Below are 17,155 nucleotides of genomic sequence, written 5' to 3' on the forward strand. Positions count from 1 at the left end.
CGGACGAGAAGGTCATTCATGAACATTTCTAGAATACACACAAATATATTGTTATTTATATGGAGGAGAGAAAGATGGGGGTTAACGTTAGAGCAGTAGAAATACAAGATGCTAGAGCAATTCATTGTATATGTATACAAGATGACGTTTTACCGTATATGGTTTTCTTACCTAGCATGCGTGTAGAAGCTATGGAAAATAGAATTCGAAATTTAGCACCAAATCAATTTGAATTTGTTGCAGAATATGATGGAGAAGTTGTTGGATTTGTAAGTTTAACACAAAGTCCAGGCCGAAGATCTCATTCAGGCGATTTATTCATTGGGGTAGACAGTGAATATCATAATAAAGGAATTGGGAAAGCACTTCTTTGATCTGGCTGATAATTGGTTAATGTTAGAGAGAGTAGAACTAGGTGTGTTAGAAACGAATCCAAAAGCAAAAGCTTTATATGAAAAATTTGGATTTGTAGAAGAGGGGGTAAAGATAGGGAATTTGAAAGCTCACGGAAAGTTTATTAATGAAATTATGATGAGTCGTTTTAGACCGAATGGTTTAATTGTACATAATTGATAGTTAAAAGCATGACAGTATACTGTCATGCTTTTTCATTAGAATTTGGCTGTAATAAAAATAATGCTAAACCAATAAAAATAACGGCAATTCCTAGTCCTTGTTGTAAAGAAATGGTCTCATGTAATATAAAGTACGCTAGCATACAAGTGCCAATTGTTTCACCTAAAATACTCATTGAAATTACAGTAGCACTCATCCATTTTAATAACCAATTAAAAATGGTTTGTCCTAAAATTGTAGCAATGAAAGCTAATCCAATAAAGCACAACCAAGTTTGTGTAGAGTAATGGATGAAAGATTCTTGTTGCGTGAAAGCAAATATGCCAAGAAAGCCAGCACTACTTCCATAACTAATTACCGAATAGGGTATAAGTGACAAATCTTTACGGACGTGTTGGCTAATGAAAAAATAAGCAGTAATGATACCAGCAGCGATAAATGCTAAAATATCTCCATATAAAGCTTCTCCACTAATTTGGAAATCTTGCCAGCCAATGATGATACTACCTGAAATGGCGATGAGGCAACCAATAACCGCTCCTTTCGTAAATCTCTCCTTAAATAAAAAATAACCACCAATTATTGAGAACAAAGGTTGTAACGTTACGATAACTGTAGAGCTTGCTACAGAAGTATATTGTAATGATTCAAACCATAGTACATAATGTGCAGCTAAAAATAGCCCAGATATGAATCCGAATGTCCATTGTTTTTTCGTTAAAGTTTTTAGCTCATTTCGACTATTTTTATTAAATAGTAATAACGGTAACAGGATCAGTGTGGCAAAGAATAATCGGTAAAAAGCAATGATTGTCGCAGGAGCAGCTGCCAATTTTACAAAAATTGCTGAAGTTGATAAGGCGAATACACCAAAAAATAAGATGAAATATGAAAGAATAGGTGATTTCAAAGTTTGTCCCTCCGATAGATTGTTTATTATAATAAACTTAGTGCGATATAATATACAAAGGTAAGTATATAAGTCCCGGAGATAATAGGAAAGGATTATTTGCCTTTGTTTAGTATGTCAGCACAAAGACAATGAAATATGCATTATGATGGACGAAAGGAAGTTTTACTATGATACATGATAGGCTTGGACAAACGGTATTAAGTTATCGTAAGAAAAATAATATGACAATTCGTGAATTCGCTGAGTATGCAGGGATTAGTACATCACTAATTAGCCAAATTGAAAGAGGACATGCTAATCCTTCTTTAAATGTTTTGGAGTTAATTGCAAAAGCATTAAATGTACCGCTGTTTACACTTTTTATTAACGATATTGATACAGATTCGCTCATTTCCAAGAAAAAAGATCGAAAAAAAGTATATCGGGAAAACAATGATCACATTGTATATGATGTATTAACACCTGATTTTATGAAAGCACGTATTGAAATGCTAATGATGGATTTAAATAAACAAGCAAACACAACAGAAAGCCATTATTCCCATGAAGATAAGGAAGAGATTGCTGTTATTATGAAAGGGGAAGTATACGTAGAATTGGAGGGAAAAGAATATTTTTTAGAAGAAGGCGATGTTGTACGTATTCCACCAAATGTGAAGCATCGATTTTTGAATAAAAGTGATGAATCGAATCACATTTTATTTGTCCTGACACCATCTTTAGGATGAAAATATAGTGATTTTAATTAGGGGAGAAAGAAAATGGAAAACAAAAGTATTTTAAAAGGCGGCCTTTCAATTATTTCTCAATGCAAAAAAGAAACAAATGATATTTGGCATGCGCATTTTGGAGCAGCTGCAATTGCTAGTTATTTTAATCATATAAAGAGATCTCCAAATTATAAAGATATAACATTAGAAAAATTCCGGTATGTTATTCATTCTTAATGAACTTTAATAATCTGAAAAAAGAAGCTTAATCTAGTTTCTTTTTTTGTTAGTAGTATATTATTTTTTCAAATATGTAAGATTTTACATGCGTATTTTACTTTTACTAATTATGTAAGTAGGCTATACTGAAATACATACATTTTATTTTTGGAGAGATGTAAAACGACATGGAACTAGCGAAATTGGAAAAAGTAATTGAAATAAAAAAAGAAGAACTTTTATATTTAGTATCGGATTATGGAATTCAACATGAAAAAGTATTGGCATTGAGTCAAGAACTAGACAAATTAATCAATTACTTTATGTTTTTAAAATAAAGAGAACTATGACGGGGTTTGTAAATGTTATAGTTCTTTTTTATTAGGTAATTTGAAAATATATTCAAATATATTGTCTAATTTCTTACAGAATGCGCAACTTGCTAGTCGAATATAAGGACTTTTGGTTATAATAAAAAGGAATTATTAATTGTATCGGTTAGGAGCGCAGCACATATGAAAACAGTTGTTGTTATCGGTGGAGGTATAACGGGACTTTCTACTATGTTTTATTTAGAAAAATTAAAAAAGGATTATAATATCGATTTAAATTTAATTCTTATTGAGAAAGAAGAGTATTTAGGTGGTAAAATCCATAGTGTGGAAGAAAAGGATTTCATTATGGAGTCAGGAGCGGATTCAATCGTTGCTCGTAATGAATATGTTATGCCACTTGTAAAAGATTTAAATTTAGAAGATGAAATGGTATATAATGAAACGGGTATTTCTTACATATATTCTGAAAACATGTTACATCCGATTCCTTCTGATACTATATTTGGGATACCTATGAGCGCCCGGTCGCTGTTTAGCAGTACGCTAGTCTCAACGAAAGGGAAAATCGTAGCTTTAAAAGATTTCATAACGAAAAATAAAGAGTTTACGAAAGACACATCACTTGCTCTATTTTTAGAAAGTTTCTTAGGGAAAGAGTTAGTGGAAAGACAAATTGCTCCTGTGCTTTCAGGCGTATATTCTGGTAAATTGAATGAGCTTACAATGGCATCTACATTACCATATTTACTGGATTATAAAAATAAGTATGGAAGTATTATTAAAGGTTTTGAAGAGAATAAAAAACAATTTCAATCAGCAGGAAATAAAAAATTCGTATCATTTAAAGGTGGACTATCTACGATAATTAATCGCTTAGAAGAAGTGCTGACTGAAACTGTCGTAAAAAAAGGTGCTATAACGACGGCTGTAAGTAAACAAGAAGATCGATATGAGATTTCTTTTGTAAATCATGAAACAATACAAGCTGATTATGTTGTTTTAGCAGCTCCACATGATATAGCACAAACTTTATTACAGTCTAATGAGTTAAATGAGCAGTTTAATACATTTAAAAACTCATCTCTTATAAGTATTTACTTAGGATTTGACATACTAGATGAACAACTACCAGCTGACGGCACAGGGTTTATTGTAACGGAAAACAGTGATTTACATTGTGATGCTTGCACATGGACAAGTCGAAAGTGGAAACATACATCGGGTAAACAAAAATTATTAGTAAGAATGTTTTATAAGAGCACCAATCCGGTATATGAAACAATCAAAAATTATAGTGAAGAAGAATTAGTACGAGTTGCTTTATATGATATTGAAAAAAGTCTCGGAATTAAAGGTGAACCAGAAGTAGTCAAAGTTACAAATTGGAAAGATTTAATGCCGAAATATCATTTAGAACATAATCAAGCGGTTCAAACATTGCAAGAAAAAATGACGAATCTTTATCCAAATGTATATTTAGCTGGTGCCTCATATTACGGTGTCGGAATTGGTGCGTGTATTGGAAATGGAAAGAATATAGCCAATGAAATAATGGCTACATTAAATAAATAATACTGTAGAATAAATAAAAACTGTCCCTTCAGCAAAATGGAGGAACAGTTTTTATTTATTTTATTTGAATCGAAATTGTATTGTTTTTTACATTGTTTTCTTTTATTGTTAATGTTATTTCTCCAGACTCTTTAAATGAATACGGTGATAGTTGATAAATATCTTTTATATCATGTTTTTCTTGTAATTTATTTACCGGTATTGATACGATATTTGGCTTCCATGTTTCTTGTTTTCCTGAAGGATATTCTATAAGTATTACCGGATTTTTTAACTGTATTGTTTTCCAAGAGACGAAATATAGTTGTACTTCTGTATCTTTTTTTAATAATTCTTCGGAGAAATAACCGAATTCGCCTACATTACCGAAAACAGTATAATTTTGATTTTTTAATTTAATATCTAAATAACTAGGTTGATATGTTACTGCATGATAAGTTCCATATGAAAGTGAGAGTATGGCAGCGATTAAAATACCGATTGAAAATGTCCTAAAGCTATTGCCTTTAAAGCTAGTCATCATGAATGAGTTTGGTGTGAATTTTTTTGCGAATAAAAAAATAAGTAATATGAGTAAGAGGGATAAGCCGATGAATATATACATAGGAAATTTACACCTCCACAATAAAAAAATACATTAACTATATTTTACCATAAATGTATGGGGTAGGGTGGTTGTTTAGAAGGAGAAAATGAAGAAACAATTTCTTTACAGTTCTTGATAATTTAAAATTAGATTTATGGAAATTATAGCGTCATGTTTGATTGGCAATCAGAAGGTATCCAATTCGTGTATATAGAATAAAGAGGGAATGCGCCATTAGAAATGTTTGATTTATGGAACAATAAGGACTTTACTAATTATACATATTTTTTCTGATATAATGAACGAGTAGAGAGAAAGGAGTGATCCTATGGCATTTCCTATATTAGAAACAGAACGCTTACGTTTAGTTGAAATAGAACAATCTTATTGTCAAAAAATATATGAAATCTTTTCATTGGATGAAGTGACGTGTTATTACGGTATGAATTCTTTTACGGAGTTTGGACAAGCTTCACGTATGATCGAATCTTTTTCAAAAAATTACTTTGAGAAAAAGGCAATACGATGGGGAATTGTGTTAAAAGAAACGAATGTTTTAATAGGAACAATTGGACTAAACAATTTACAATTATGGAGCAAACGATCTGAGATTGGATATGATCTGCATCCTCATTATTGGGGAAATGGTTATGCTTCAGAAGCAGCTCGAGAAATTATTGATTATGGATTTAAAGATTTAGGTTTGTTTAGAATTGGAGCTATTACATATCCTGAAAATGTTACTTCTTGTAGAATGTTATCTAAAATTGGCTTCCAAAAGGAAGGTCTATTGCGCGGATATATTCATCAAGGAAATAAGCAACACGATGCATTATTGTATTCTATAGTACGAACTGATATTGAGGACATAAATTTATAATAAAAAAACCTCTTAATTAAAAGAGGTTTTTTTTATTATAAATTAACCTAATTTAGGTAATAAACGTTCTCCGCTTTTCATGCTACTTTTACATAAAGGGCATTTAGGCTCTTCTTCAAATGAAAAGTTCTTTCTCATCCATCCTAAACAATCCTCTGATTCACATTCCCAAACAGGGGTTTGTTCTGGTGGTACTTCTGCTACATCGTTCTTTCGATTGCGATACATGTAACCACTCCTTTTATGTAAAAAATTTTAGTTATATATTAAAAAGGTTGTTAACCTTGCTGGTAACAACCTTTTTATTGTTTGAATTATAGCTTTACAACGTTTTTAGCTTGAGGTCCGCGGTTACCTTCTTCAACTTCAAAGCTAACTTCTTGACCTTCGTCAAGAGACTTGAAGCCGTCGCCAGTGATAGCTGAGAAGTGAACGAATACATCGTTACCGTCTGCAACTTCGATGAAACCGAAACCTTTTTCGCTGTTAAACCATTTTACTTTACCTGTTAATGTCATGGTAATGCCTCCTAAAAGTAGAAAAATTACAATATGATCGGCCTTATTTGAATGAAAATAAAATTTCACATATTATCAAAAACCCATAAGGAGTACAAACTGTCCCTGATTGATACTTGATAATATGCAAAGAAAATATAGTGTTAAATTGACCTTAATTACTATCTTACAACAAATGGTGGGAAATAGCAAGTGCTGGTAATACCACTGAGTAATCTGGGTGATAATAGTAAAGGCACAAAGGCACCTCTTTTATTTATATATTATTCCTAATTTGGATTTATGCAAAATCATGTAAGAAAAACTTAGAGTAAATATTAATAATGTATTTTTTGTGGTAAAATATGGATGTTTACTGTTGGTAGTTAAATATTATAAAAGGAGAAAAGAAAGTGAAAAATAATTCATTTTTAATAATTGAAGCAGCAAAAGCAGGGAGAAAAAAGGTCCATCCAGTCTTTGCTGTAATATTAGCCATTATATTTTTGACTTTAGGCGAACTTTTTATGTTATTTATGTTATTTTTACCGAAAGCTGAAACGATATTCATGAAAGGTATTTATGACAATGTTAGAATGGTGTTAACGTTTGGCGGAGCTATATTTATTTTATTTATATGGGTTCGTTTTGTAGAAAAAAGACCTTTTTCATCTATTGGCTTTTGGAAAGAGAAATGGATGAGAAAATATTTAAAAGGTGCGTTAATAGGGTTTGTATTTATTTCAACGCCAGTTATTCTACTATTACTAATGGGGAGTGTGAAATTGCAAGTACAACATATTACCTCAACAGTGATAGTAGGAATAGTAGGATCTCTAGTTGCATTTTTAATACAAGGGGCAACGGAAGAAATTATTGTACGAGGTTGGTTATTCCCGATTCTTTCTGTTAGAAGTCGTATATGGGTTGGAATAATTGTAACTTCATTTTTATTTGGATTTCTTCATCTACTTAATCCAGGAATTACAATATTATCTATATCGAATATAATATTAGTGGGTGTTTTCACAGCTTTATATGTATTGAAAGAAGACGGTCTGTGGGGAATATGTGCATGGCACTCAATTTGGAACTGGGCTCAATATAATGTATATGGTTTTGCAGTTAGTGGCACAACTGTATATTCTACTCCAATTTTTAAGTCTATAACAAATGGACCAGAAACATTGCATGGAGGCACGTTCGGAATTGAAGGTAGTATCATTACAACAATCATGCTCACTATTGCTTCAATTGTTTTATGGAGAAAGTTATGGGGAAGAAAAGTGAAACAACGAAATTTTAGTTAATGAAAGAGGGAGAAACTATGGGGATAATAGCATTTGAGGGAGCAAGCGCTGTTGGTAAAAGTACCACGTGCCGTGAATTAGAAAAGAATTATGGTGCTTATATAATACCTGAAGTGAATTCTTTATTTGAAAGGCCAAAAAATGAACATAGAACATGGTATTTTGAAAAACAAGTTGAGCGCTGGAATATAGCTGTTCAGAAGTCAAAGCAATATGAATTAGTAATACTCGATGGCGATATTTATCAGCCACTTAGTTATAATTGGTGTTTTCATTTTGATATATTTAATCAGCCATTATCTTTAATAGAAAATTTTTATAAAGAAAAGATGATAAATAGGGAAATTGGCTTTCCGGATCAATATTTTTATTTATATACGAACGATGAAGAACTTAGAAAGCGGAAAGTATCTGATGAGACGAAAAGAAGAAGAAACTTTGAAAAACATTTACATATATCAAAATCGTTTCAGCGTTATTATGAAAATTTAAATACTGTTACAGATGGGTATTGTAAATTAATTGAGGCAAAAAGTGTAAGAAATAATGAATTAGAAATAGTGAGAAACTCACAAAATTTGAACGTGTGTGAAGAAAGACGTTTTGATGTTTCGAAGTTAGATGCTATTACGAAGTGGTTAAAAGAAAATCGTGCATAAAGTAAAAACAACGAGTGTTGTAGAACGCGCTCGTTGTTTTTTTGTTTCTTTATAAATATAAAGGAAAAATTTGTAGAATATTTTCATTATTTAACAGAATAATCTTTCAATTTTAAAGAAAAAGAAATACAATATGAGGAAGTATATATAAATAATATGATAGGGGATGGGATGCGATATTTTGAATGAAGTAACAGTTTTTATATAAGAAATAATTAGGTAGTCAGAACGGAGATATTTGGGAGGAAACAAGCGAGATGAAAACATTTTTGAAAATAATAGGTGTTATAGCTGGTATGGCGGTAATTGGAGTAGGTTTAACATATGGTATGCTGCATTATTTAAATAATAGTAAACCAGCTGCGAAAAAGGCATCATCAGCTGCTCCAGCAGTAGAAGTATTAGCTGATAGTAACGTAAAAGCAGAAGATGCAAAGCTTTTAGAAAATGGAAATTATTCATTGCCGAATAGTGGTTTTAATAAAAATTTTAAATGGACAGATGAGAACATACAGACAGCATTACATGAAATGGCACATCAAAAAGCGAAAGCTGATCAAAAGTGGGGCTATATTTTTATTACACAAGAGCGGATTGAAAGCTTAATTGATATTGTAAAGAGTAATGATCTTGTACAGGGAAGTACATATGTAGAAATTTTAGAACGATGGAAACAAGGAAAATATGAAAAGGTTGATGGGGATCATAATAAGATTTGGAAATTACAAAGTGGGAATTTAGGAGAAGGAAAAGGAGTAATGTCGGTAGCTGAGCAAAAAGAATTAATTAATCAAGTGTTTATGAACAAAGGTACATATTCAGGTAGTAAATTAATTGCAGGTGGGGGACAGACTAATAAATAGTATACTAATTAATGAAAGAGAGTAATTGCTTATTAGGCAATTACTCTTTTTCTATGTACGTCTTAATATTTTAGTCTCGTTCAAGTAAGGAAAGGAACGATTGTAATACCGGGGAAATCCATCTAGATTTATGATAGATTACATAACTTTGAATTACTGTTGGAGTTTCGATAGGTTGAAAACATAGTTGTCCTTTTTGGCAACTTTCTTGTACAACGATATAAGGAAGAATTGAAATGCCTAACTCACACATAACGGATTGTTTAATGACTTCAACATTGGAAGTTTCAAATGTTTTAGCTGGAATATTTCCACTTTGACGTAAAAAACGATCTACCATTGGCCTATAGCCGCAGCTTTGTTCTGTAAAAATGAACTGGGTGTCCTGTAATAACTGGAATGGATTTGTATGTGCAGAGGAATAAGCTGGTAAAATCCATCCAAATGTTTCATTACTAAAAGTACGCGTAATAAAATCATTATGTTCTATACTTTCTCCAATTATGAAGACAACGTCTGTTTCTCCTTCACGTAATTTTTGTAATGCTTGTTCATTTGTGTTTGTTTCAAGTACGATATTTACTTTTGGATTTTTCTGTTTGTAAGTACGTAATAATTGTGGTAATCGGTATACCGCTAATGATTCATTAGATGTAATACTTAATGTACCTTCTAAATAATCTGTATTTTGGGGGATTTCTCGCGCTTTTTCATATATTGAAAGTAATTCTAATGCATAAGGATGAAATTGATGACCTGCTTTTGTAAGTAGCACTTTTTTCCCTAACCGATCGAAAAGAGGAATATGTAAATCGTTCTCTAAAGCTTTCATATGTGCTGTAACAGTAGATTGCGCATAACCTAGCGCATGCGCAGCCTTAGAAAAATTACCATACTTCACAATGGCGCAAAATGTTTTAACATGTCTCATTTCCATAAGCGATCCCTCTTTTATTATCATGATTTGTGAATGATTATATCATGTATTTTAATTTTCCAAATGATTAAATTCTGTATAAAATGAAATTGTAGAAATATTCATTCAGGTGATATTGGAGGAGAAAAGATGAAAAAAAAGGGCTATCATGTAGCTGTTGTTGGGGCTACAGGTGCGGTAGGGCAAAAAATTATTGAACTGTTAGAGAATGAAATGAAGTTTAATATAGTTGAAGTTACATTGCTTTCGTCAAAACGATCCGCTGGTAAGAAAGTAAGATTCAAAGGACGAGAGATAATTATAAAAGAGGCAAAAACAACTAGCTTTGAAGGTGTAGATATTGCCTTTTTTAGCGCTGGGGGAGAAGTATCTAGACAATTTGTAACTCATGCAGTTTCTAGTGGTGCGATTGTAATTGATAACACAAGTGAGTACCGAATGGCACAAGGTGTACCGCTCGTTGTTCCGGAAGTGAATGCGCATACTTTAAAGCAGCATAAAGGTATCATTGCAGTTCCAAATTGTTCAGCATTACAGATGGTAACAGCACTTCAGCCGATTCGAAAATCATTCGGTTTAGAAAGAATCATCGTTTCAACATATCAAGCCGTATCGGGTTCTGGCATTCATGCGATTCATGAATTACAAGAGCAGGCTAAGTCTATGCTTGCTGGTGAAGAAGTGAAAAGTAATATATTACCGGCGAAAAAAGATAAAAAACATTACCCAATAGCGTTTAATGTACTGCCTCAAGTAGATATATTTACAGACAATGATTTTACTTTTGAAGAAGTAAAAATGATTCAAGAAACGAAGAAAATATTAGAAGATGAAAACCTGAAAATGGCAGCTACTTGTGTACGTGTTCCAGTTGTATCAGGGCATTCAGAATCGGTTTATATAGAACTGGAAAAAGAAGCAACCGTTACGGAAATTAAGGAAGTATTAATGGATGCACCAGGTGTTATTTTGCAGGATAACCCTAGTAAACAGCTGTATCCAATGCCATTATATGCAGAAGGGAAAATAGATACATTTGTCGGAAGAATACGTAAAGATCCTGATATGCCAAACGGATTCCACCTCTGGATTGTTTCCGATAACCTATTAAAAGGTGCGGCTTGGAATTCAGTTCAAATCGCAGAGACTTTAGTGGAAAAGGGGATACTTTAATATAGTTAAAAAAAACTGGAGAATCGTTAATGATTCCCCAGTTTGTATTTCATAATTGTTTTCTTTATTTCGGCCAACTTTAATTTAAATTAGTTGTTATTGAATTTTTATAAATATCTACTTTATGTGCAGAGAAGCGTAAGGTTTTGGATTCTACATGAATTGTAAGGTTAATAATAATCGATAACGGCATTTCGACCGTTTTCACAATATCTTCTATAGCAATATACTCATTTTCTGCTTCGTTATAATAAACAACAGAACGAATTACGGCCTCGTCACCTTCGATATCAATTTCACACATCATAGGGAATTTTTCACCATTATGTAAGAATAATTCGCCTAGTACAATTGAACCGTTTAATTCTTCTGTAAGATTAGTAGTTGCTGCTGGTTTTACCCATGTTTCGTCATGTTCTTCATTTTCCTCTTCATCTATTGCCCATTCCCATATGGGGTTTTGTTTTAGGTCTTCAATAGTTAATTCATCAATTGGTTTGCAATTATTCATACATAAATTCTCTTTTTGTTTTGATAAATAAGTTTCTTAGTTTCATGAATTAGATGATTGCTTATAAGTGGGTTTAACAAAGTATTTTGCTCATTTGATATCCAAACTACTTTATTTTGAAATAAAGCTATTACAGCAATATTAACAAAACTTTAATTGTCTAGTAAATAATTATTAGTGGAGATATTAAAATGGGATGGTGTTAAAGAAAGATAGTAAAAAACATCAAGGATGAATGAAATCCATTTGGTATGATATGGATATATCCAATGTGAGGGGGAATTTGATGTATCAAGTAAAGGGGTATTTTTCATCATTAAAAGGAAGTTATTATGAGACTGGAAAGCAACAAGGGGAATTCGTGAAACAAAATCCGTATCTCATCCCGCAATTTATACACGAAGAAAATATAATATCTAATAACCATTGGACAGAATCGAGAAATATACTAAACAAACATTGTCCAGGCATAAATGAAGAAATTGAAGGGTTTTGTGAAGTGTTAAAAATTCCTTCGAAAAATATGATGTATTACTATCAAACACTATTGAAAGCAGGTTGTAGTCATTGTGCAGTATTACCTAAAAAGACAGATTTAACTCACACTTATGTATTAAGAAATTATGATTTGTCACCAGTAATAGATGATATGCGTTTTTGCTCGACGCATGTTGAAGGTGCGTATGCGCATAGTGGCTTTTCTACTCAATATTTTGGTCGAACAGAAGGGGTTAACGAACATGGATTATCTGTTACATTTTCAGCATGTGGTCAACCAGTAGGAAACATTGCAGGTTTAAGAAAGCCAATGGTAAATGGTTTACAGTGTTTTGCGGTAATTCGATTGTTGTTGGAGAAATGTAAAAATGTGCAGGAAGCTAAATCACTAATAGAAGAAATACCAATTGCTAGTAATATTAATTTAATAGTAGCTGATCCTTTAAACGCAGCACATATTGAAATATTTGACGGTCATAAATCCACAACAACGATTGATGGTGACAACCAAGCTTTTATTGTATCAACAAACCATGCAGTTAGTTCATCAATTCAGAAATTAAATAATAGGAAATTAGAACAATCTACAAAGAGATATCATGTTTTACATGAGCATTTAAATGGATATGAACAAGTGAGCATAGAGTCTTTAAAAAAGTTAGTAGAAGAAGAATATCCTGATGGACTGACTGTACATAACTATGAAGAATGGTTTGGAACTTTACATTCTGTATTATTCGATTTACATGATCGTACAATGAAGATTTGTTTCGGATCACCACTTTTAAACGACTGGTACTCATTGAAAGTTGGAGGAAGTATGCCGTTTTCTGAGGTGAACGTGAACTTTAAAAATAAAACTTATACTGACTTTTGGAGGGAAGATAAGAATGAATTGATGCCTAAAAGATAAATGAGATAAGATGATAATGAAGAGAGTGCATTTACACTGGAGGGATTACCAATGCTAAAAGTTATGTTACCATTTATTCTTATCTTTTTTCTTGTCATTGCGATGTATATTGCTTATCAAAAGAGAAAAAAAACCGGGATAAAAGGATTGAAAAGTGCGTTAACTTCTATTTGCTTCTTTTCACTCGCAATTTTAAATATGTTTGCATATTGGTTTCACTTTGGCGGTGCTTTTACTTGGTTATTTTCAATTGTATTATTGCTAGTTGGTGCATATTTTACTAAATATATTCCAATATCTAAAAAGGTACATTAAAATCTATAAGAGTTTAATATAATGTTTACTTTGTTTTGAAAAGAGATTATTCTACTAGATCGTTGTGAAACGGTTTCATAGGATAATCTCTTTTTTTTAGTTTTGGAAAGAACTTACTGTGCTTTTTAGTTGTTCAATAAATTCTTGAGTTGCAGCACACATATATTTATCTTTTCTATAAATTAACCCTATTTCAATTGTTGGAGTAGGGTTTTCTATTTTAATAGCTTGAATGTTATTATTTTGTAAAAAGTCTATATATGGTTTGGGTAACACTGTAATTCCCATTCCTTTGGAAACCATTTGGATTAAAGATTCCATCGTGCTAATTTCTAAAATTGGTCTTGGTTTAAAGTTGAATTTTTGACAATAAGATGTAATTAGTTCGGTTAAAAAGAAATTTTTAGGTAAAAGAATTAAAGGATAGTTCTGTAATTCAGCAATAGATACATGATTACGTTCAGCTAATCGATGACCAGTGGGCACGACTAATGTAAGATCGCTTTTGTATAGAGGTATAGAGATAATCTCTTTATCTTGCACCGGGAGAAATGTAATTCCAATATGTAGTTCGTTTTGTAATAATTTTTCACGAATATCTCCTGTACGAAGCCCTAATACAGAAAGCTCTATATTGGGATATAAATTATTGAAATTTAAAATAGTTAGTGGTAGTAAATAATTTACGACGGTTAACAAAGCCCCTATTGTTAAGGAACCTTGCTGTAATCCGTTTAGGTCTTGAATAGCTGAACGAGCTTGTTCGACTTCATGAAAAATGGTTTTACTATGTGATAATAAAATCTTCCCTGCTTCAGTTAAAGATATTTTTTTACCAATTCGATCGAAAAGTGGCATTCCTAGTTCATGCTCTAATGCACGTATTTGTTGACTTAGAGAAGGCTGTGAAATGTAATTCTTTTGAAACAGCTAAAAAGTATTCAAGTTGTCGTAATTCGATTGGAATCACCTCAAGTATAATAATAGGTTATACCTATCATTATTATATAAATAATTGAATTGAACAATGATTTTAGAGGTTTTATAATCATCTTTATATAACAGAGAGGGTTGTAAAAATTAATTGAGAGAAAATACATGTAACACCTTTAAAGGAGGAAATAGAATGGCTAATGAATATCAATTATTATCTTTAAATATAGGGTTACCAAAAGAGGTTACATACGGCGGAAAGGTAGTTCATACAGGCATAAATAAGAAACAAGTAAAGGAACCGGTATATTTATCCTTTGTAAAATTTAATGGGGATGGACAAGCTGACTTAGTTCATCATGGAGGAGTAGATAAAGCAGTTTGTGTTTATACTGGTGATCACTATCCATACTGGGAAAAAGAATTGAATCAAGATCTTGTATATGGGGCTTTCGGAGAAAATGTAACAGTTAGTGGTATGAGCGAAGAGGATGTTTGTATTGGTGATACGTTTGAGCTAGGACAGGCAATCGTACAGGTAACACAACCAAGGCAACCTTGTTTTAAATTAGCAAAAAAATATAATATTCCAAAGTTACCACTATATTTTCAAGAAACAGGATATACAGGATTTTATTTTCGTGTATTAAAAGAAGGATGGGTATCATCAGTCGACACCTTAAAAAGACTACAGTCTGATCCAAAAGGTGTTTCAGTAGCATTCGCTAACCGTATTATGCACAAGGAAAAACAAAATATTGAAGGGGTAAAAAGAATATTAGAAGTAAATGCACTTTCAAATAGTTGGAGAAAGTCTTTTGAAAAGCGTATAAGTGGAGAAGAAATTAATACGAAGGAAAGACTTGAAGGGATAAAAGAATAAAAATATTTTATTATAAATAGTGTATTTCTATTAGTAAAAGCTAATTAGAAAGCGCTATTTTTATAAAATAAACTAATTAATATCCGAAAATCTTAATATTTTTTTATTCGACTTATTTTCAAATAGTCAAAACATAAAATTAATTAGACTTTTTTTTTATGTTTTATGATAGTATATTGATTGGTAAGACCTCTATTTTTAAGAGTAGGTCATATAAGTATATCTAATTTAATGGAATTTAACATTTGGAGGTACAACATGGGGAATGTTGAAAAATTGGCAAGTCTTCTAATAGAAGAACCGAAAAGAGAGCAGTTATTTCCTTTATTTGAAGAAGTGTTTGGAATTGCAACTCAAACATTAAATGATTTTTCGGATAAAGGATATTGGGATGATACATATAAAGCTTTATCATTTTTACAAGAAGGTAAAGTGATTGCAAATGTTTCGGCATTTTCACTCCCATTATTAATTAATGGTGAAAAAATAAATGCAGCGGGTATTCAATCAGTAATGACACACCCTAATTTCCGTAGACAAGGGCTAATGACACAATTAATGAGTAAAATGATAGAGGAAATCGATAAGAAATGTGAATGTGCATTATTGTTTACGGAAAAACCTGAACTATATACAGCATTTGGATTTGAAGTTGTGCAGGAATATTTGATGACTATACCATATGATAAAAATATTAATAATAACGATTCACTACTTAAAAAGTTAGATTTCTATAATATAGAGAATAGACAGTTAATACATGAAACTATTGATAGTAGCCAAAGACTTTCAAATAGTTTTTCAACTTTAAACTTCCATCCTTCATTTTATTTGAATATGTATGATTCAGAATGGAATGAGAAACTGTATTATTCAGAGAAACTAGATGCTTTAATCGTTTATGAAGTAGACAATGAAAAGTTGAAATTATTTGGAGTATTTGCGCCAGTACTTCCGGTTTTAGATGAATTATGTGGAGAAATCAATGAAAGGTTTACGGAAATCGAATTTTATTTTTCTCCGGATCAATTAGGGGTTGAGGATGTACAGTTTACAGAATTACAGTCTAGCAAGTATTTAATGGTTCGAAGTGATAAAGAGTTAGATTTTAAAGGTTATAAATTCCCAGTATTAGCGGAGTTTTAAATGTCTATATAAATGCTTTGTTATGGAGGAGCTATGAATATATCGTATATACCAGAAAGTATTGAGCAACTCACTATAATGAATGTACCTGAATACTATAAAATTAATGACAATCATGCGTTTATTGTCCGTTCGAAAGCAGAAACCGATTTTTGGCTTAAAACACATTATGGTTTTGAAGTAATGAATGGTCATGTATTTTATAATGAGATGATGACAGACTTTCAAGCTGAAGTTCAGTTACGTATGAATCCAAATTCAAAATTCGATCAAGCAGGTCTTTTTGTTATGATTTCGGAGAACTGTTGGCTGAAAACTTCATTAGAATATATTCCAGATGGTCCATCTCACTTAGGTGCTGTCGTAACGAATAATGGATATTCTGACTGGTCAACGCAAGATTATCCAACTGAAGCAGCTAAGCAACAACTTCGTTTTCGCATTATTCGAAAACGCGGTGATTATACAATATATGTGAAAAAGAGCCATCAATGGGAACAAATAAGAATCGCTCATTTAATGGAGGATATAGGGAATGAGCCTATTAAAATAGGTTTTTACACGTGTAGTCCTTCTAAAAATAAGGGATTTGAGACTGAGTTTTTAAATTTTACAATTGAAGAAATATAGATGAAAAACCGTATTCTTTTTATTAAGAATGCGGTTTTTGTATTTACATAATATAAAGCATATGTATTGACCAGAAAGTCATTAATACTTATCATT

20 protein-coding genes and 2 pseudogenes are annotated in these 17,155 nt (G+C 31.7%); 15 read left to right on the forward strand and 7 right to left on the reverse strand.

What is annotated here, in order from left to right:
- The first annotated feature begins 74 nt into the window (after positions 1-74).
- Positions 75-573: pseudogene (locus CGQ22_RS07935) on the forward strand (N-acetyltransferase family protein).
- 25 nt (positions 574-598) lie between these two features.
- On the opposite strand, the gene CGQ22_RS07940 reads toward CGQ22_RS07935, so the two are convergent.
- Complete coding sequence (locus CGQ22_RS07940) at positions 599-1,486, reverse strand: DMT family transporter (protein WP_000841802.1); 888 nt, start codon at positions 1,484-1,486, stop codon at positions 599-601.
- A 170-nt stretch (positions 1,487-1,656) separates the two neighbouring features.
- On the opposite strand from CGQ22_RS07940, the gene CGQ22_RS07945 reads away from it, so the two are divergent.
- From CGQ22_RS07945 to CGQ22_RS07960, 4 genes are all read left to right on the forward strand, one after another.
- Positions 1,657-2,217, forward strand: a complete 561-nt coding sequence (locus CGQ22_RS07945) for a helix-turn-helix domain-containing protein (protein ID WP_000581041.1) — start codon at positions 1,657-1,659, stop codon at positions 2,215-2,217.
- Between the two features lie 33 nt (positions 2,218-2,250).
- Complete coding sequence (locus tag CGQ22_RS07950; RefSeq protein ID WP_046946314.1) at positions 2,251-2,436, forward strand: hypothetical protein; 186 nt, start codon at positions 2,251-2,253, stop codon at positions 2,434-2,436.
- A gap of 170 nt (positions 2,437-2,606) precedes the next feature.
- The gene (locus CGQ22_RS07955) at positions 2,607-2,756 is read left to right on the forward strand and encodes an aspartyl-phosphate phosphatase Spo0E family protein (RefSeq protein WP_000417698.1); all 150 of its coding nucleotides are present in this window, start codon (positions 2,607-2,609) and stop codon (positions 2,754-2,756) included.
- Positions 2,757-2,933: 177 nt separating this feature from the next.
- A complete protein-coding gene (locus CGQ22_RS07960; protein ID WP_000860363.1) occupies positions 2,934-4,325 on the forward strand; it encodes a protoporphyrinogen oxidase in 1,392 nt (463 codons plus the stop codon).
- A gap of 55 nt (positions 4,326-4,380) precedes the next feature.
- Here the strand turns inward: CGQ22_RS07960 and CGQ22_RS07965 are convergent, their stop codons facing one another.
- Positions 4,381-4,929 carry a hypothetical protein gene (locus CGQ22_RS07965; RefSeq protein ID WP_000275250.1) on the reverse strand — a complete coding sequence of 183 codons (549 nt, stop codon included), beginning with the start codon at positions 4,927-4,929 and terminating at the stop codon, positions 4,381-4,383.
- Between the two features lie 310 nt (positions 4,930-5,239).
- On the opposite strand from CGQ22_RS07965, the gene CGQ22_RS07970 reads away from it, so the two are divergent.
- Complete coding sequence (locus CGQ22_RS07970; RefSeq protein ID WP_000885386.1) at positions 5,240-5,791, forward strand: GNAT family N-acetyltransferase; 552 nt, start codon at positions 5,240-5,242, stop codon at positions 5,789-5,791.
- A gap of 42 nt (positions 5,792-5,833) precedes the next feature.
- On the opposite strand, the gene CGQ22_RS07975 is transcribed toward CGQ22_RS07970, so the two are convergent.
- Both CGQ22_RS07975 and cspD read right to left on the reverse strand, forming a co-directional pair.
- On the reverse strand, positions 5,834-6,019 hold the full coding sequence (locus tag CGQ22_RS07975; protein ID WP_000286203.1) for a cold-shock protein: 186 nt from the start codon (positions 6,017-6,019) through the stop codon (positions 5,834-5,836).
- Positions 6,020-6,105: 86 nt separating this feature from the next.
- On the reverse strand, positions 6,106-6,309 hold the full coding sequence (gene cspD, locus CGQ22_RS07980) for a cold-shock protein CspD (protein WP_000176366.1): 204 nt from the start codon (positions 6,307-6,309) through the stop codon (positions 6,106-6,108).
- A gap of 392 nt (positions 6,310-6,701) precedes the next feature.
- Between cspD and CGQ22_RS07985 the strand changes: the two genes are divergently transcribed.
- From CGQ22_RS07985 to CGQ22_RS07995, 3 genes are all read left to right on the forward strand, one after another.
- Positions 6,702-7,598: a CPBP family intramembrane glutamic endopeptidase gene (locus tag CGQ22_RS07985; RefSeq protein ID WP_074594855.1), complete on the forward strand. Its 897-nt coding sequence runs from the start codon at positions 6,702-6,704 to the stop codon at positions 7,596-7,598.
- Positions 7,598-8,257, forward strand: coding sequence for a nucleoside/nucleotide kinase family protein (locus tag CGQ22_RS07990; protein ID WP_002005064.1), 660 nt, complete (start codon positions 7,598-7,600; stop codon positions 8,255-8,257). Before CGQ22_RS07985 ends, CGQ22_RS07990 begins: the two co-directional genes overlap by 1 nt.
- A gap of 257 nt (positions 8,258-8,514) precedes the next feature.
- Positions 8,515-9,120, forward strand: coding sequence for a PRK06770 family protein (locus CGQ22_RS07995; RefSeq protein WP_089148509.1), 606 nt, complete (start codon positions 8,515-8,517; stop codon positions 9,118-9,120).
- Positions 9,121-9,190: 70 nt separating this feature from the next.
- Here the strand turns inward: CGQ22_RS07995 and CGQ22_RS08000 are convergent, their stop codons facing one another.
- Positions 9,191-10,057 (reverse strand): LysR family transcriptional regulator, encoded by an 867-nt coding sequence (locus CGQ22_RS08000; protein ID WP_000425906.1) that lies wholly within the window; start codon positions 10,055-10,057, stop codon positions 9,191-9,193.
- Between the two features lie 129 nt (positions 10,058-10,186).
- Between CGQ22_RS08000 and CGQ22_RS08005 the strand changes: the two genes are divergently transcribed.
- Positions 10,187-11,230, forward strand: coding sequence for an aspartate-semialdehyde dehydrogenase (locus CGQ22_RS08005; RefSeq protein WP_000726549.1), 1,044 nt, complete (start codon positions 10,187-10,189; stop codon positions 11,228-11,230).
- Positions 11,231-11,309: 79 nt separating this feature from the next.
- Here the strand turns inward: CGQ22_RS08005 and CGQ22_RS08010 are convergent, their stop codons facing one another.
- Entirely contained in the window at positions 11,310-11,741 is a 432-nt protein-coding gene (locus CGQ22_RS08010) for a hypothetical protein (protein WP_001057956.1), read from the reverse strand.
- A 286-nt stretch (positions 11,742-12,027) separates the two neighbouring features.
- On the opposite strand from CGQ22_RS08010, the gene CGQ22_RS08015 reads away from it, so the two are divergent.
- Both CGQ22_RS08015 and CGQ22_RS08020 read left to right on the forward strand, forming a co-directional pair.
- On the forward strand, positions 12,028-13,152 hold the full coding sequence (locus CGQ22_RS08015; protein ID WP_000285238.1) for a C45 family autoproteolytic acyltransferase/hydrolase: 1,125 nt from the start codon (positions 12,028-12,030) through the stop codon (positions 13,150-13,152).
- 51 nt (positions 13,153-13,203) lie between these two features.
- On the forward strand, positions 13,204-13,467 hold the full coding sequence (locus CGQ22_RS08020) for a hypothetical protein (protein ID WP_000921852.1): 264 nt from the start codon (positions 13,204-13,206) through the stop codon (positions 13,465-13,467).
- 96 nt (positions 13,468-13,563) lie between these two features.
- Here the strand turns inward: CGQ22_RS08020 and CGQ22_RS08025 are convergent.
- Positions 13,564-14,437: pseudogene (locus CGQ22_RS08025) on the reverse strand (LysR family transcriptional regulator).
- Positions 14,438-14,593: 156 nt separating this feature from the next.
- On the opposite strand from CGQ22_RS08025, the gene CGQ22_RS08030 reads away from it, so the two are divergent.
- The 3 genes from CGQ22_RS08030 to CGQ22_RS08040 all read left to right on the forward strand — a co-directional run bounded on the left by CGQ22_RS08030 (position 14,594) and on the right by CGQ22_RS08040 (position 17,059).
- Complete coding sequence (locus CGQ22_RS08030) at positions 14,594-15,283, forward strand: MOSC domain-containing protein (protein WP_001263004.1); 690 nt, start codon at positions 14,594-14,596, stop codon at positions 15,281-15,283.
- A 258-nt stretch (positions 15,284-15,541) separates the two neighbouring features.
- Positions 15,542-16,429, forward strand: coding sequence for a GNAT family N-acetyltransferase (locus CGQ22_RS08035; RefSeq protein WP_000528662.1), 888 nt, complete (start codon positions 15,542-15,544; stop codon positions 16,427-16,429).
- Between the two features lie 33 nt (positions 16,430-16,462).
- Positions 16,463-17,059, forward strand: a complete 597-nt coding sequence (locus tag CGQ22_RS08040; protein WP_001027685.1) for a DUF1349 domain-containing protein — start codon at positions 16,463-16,465, stop codon at positions 17,057-17,059.
- Positions 17,060-17,155: the final 96 nt, after the last annotated feature.

Origin of the sequence: Bacillus sp. M13(2017) (genome assembly GCF_002218325.1) — a bacterium.
GTDB lineage: Bacteria > Bacillota > Bacilli > Bacillales > Bacillaceae_G > Bacillus_A > Bacillus_A thuringiensis_K.

Coding starts and splice junctions, on each gene's coding strand:
- CGQ22_RS07945 (WP_000581041.1), top strand. CDS start 1,657: ATGATACATGATAGGCTTGGACAAACGGTATTAAGTTATCGTAAGAAA.
- CGQ22_RS07950 (WP_046946314.1), top strand. CDS start 2,251: ATGGAAAACAAAAGTATTTTAAAAGGCGGCCTTTCAATTATTTCTCAA.
- CGQ22_RS07955 (WP_000417698.1), top strand. CDS start 2,607: ATGGAACTAGCGAAATTGGAAAAAGTAATTGAAATAAAAAAAGAAGAA.
- CGQ22_RS07960 (WP_000860363.1), top strand. CDS start 2,934: ATGAAAACAGTTGTTGTTATCGGTGGAGGTATAACGGGACTTTCTACT.
- CGQ22_RS07965 (WP_000275250.1), bottom strand. CDS start 4,929: ATGTATATATTCATCGGCTTATCCCTCTTACTCATATTACTTATTTTT.
- CGQ22_RS07970 (WP_000885386.1), top strand. CDS start 5,240: ATGGCATTTCCTATATTAGAAACAGAACGCTTACGTTTAGTTGAAATA.
- CGQ22_RS07975 (WP_000286203.1), bottom strand. CDS start 6,019: ATGTATCGCAATCGAAAGAACGATGTAGCAGAAGTACCACCAGAACAA.
- cspD (WP_000176366.1), bottom strand. CDS start 6,309: ATGACATTAACAGGTAAAGTAAAATGGTTTAACAGCGAAAAAGGTTTC.
- CGQ22_RS07990 (WP_002005064.1), top strand. CDS start 7,598: ATGAAAGAGGGAGAAACTATGGGGATAATAGCATTTGAGGGAGCAAGC.
- CGQ22_RS07995 (WP_089148509.1), top strand. CDS start 8,515: ATGAAAACATTTTTGAAAATAATAGGTGTTATAGCTGGTATGGCGGTA.
- CGQ22_RS08000 (WP_000425906.1), bottom strand. CDS start 10,057: ATGGAAATGAGACATGTTAAAACATTTTGCGCCATTGTGAAGTATGGT.
- CGQ22_RS08005 (WP_000726549.1), top strand. CDS start 10,187: ATGAAAAAAAAGGGCTATCATGTAGCTGTTGTTGGGGCTACAGGTGCG.
- CGQ22_RS08010 (WP_001057956.1), bottom strand. CDS start 11,741: ATGAATAATTGCAAACCAATTGATGAATTAACTATTGAAGACCTAAAA.
- CGQ22_RS08015 (WP_000285238.1), top strand. CDS start 12,028: ATGTATCAAGTAAAGGGGTATTTTTCATCATTAAAAGGAAGTTATTAT.
- CGQ22_RS08020 (WP_000921852.1), top strand. CDS start 13,204: ATGCTAAAAGTTATGTTACCATTTATTCTTATCTTTTTTCTTGTCATT.
- CGQ22_RS08030 (WP_001263004.1), top strand. CDS start 14,594: ATGGCTAATGAATATCAATTATTATCTTTAAATATAGGGTTACCAAAA.
- CGQ22_RS08035 (WP_000528662.1), top strand. CDS start 15,542: ATGGGGAATGTTGAAAAATTGGCAAGTCTTCTAATAGAAGAACCGAAA.
- CGQ22_RS08040 (WP_001027685.1), top strand. CDS start 16,463: ATGAATATATCGTATATACCAGAAAGTATTGAGCAACTCACTATAATG.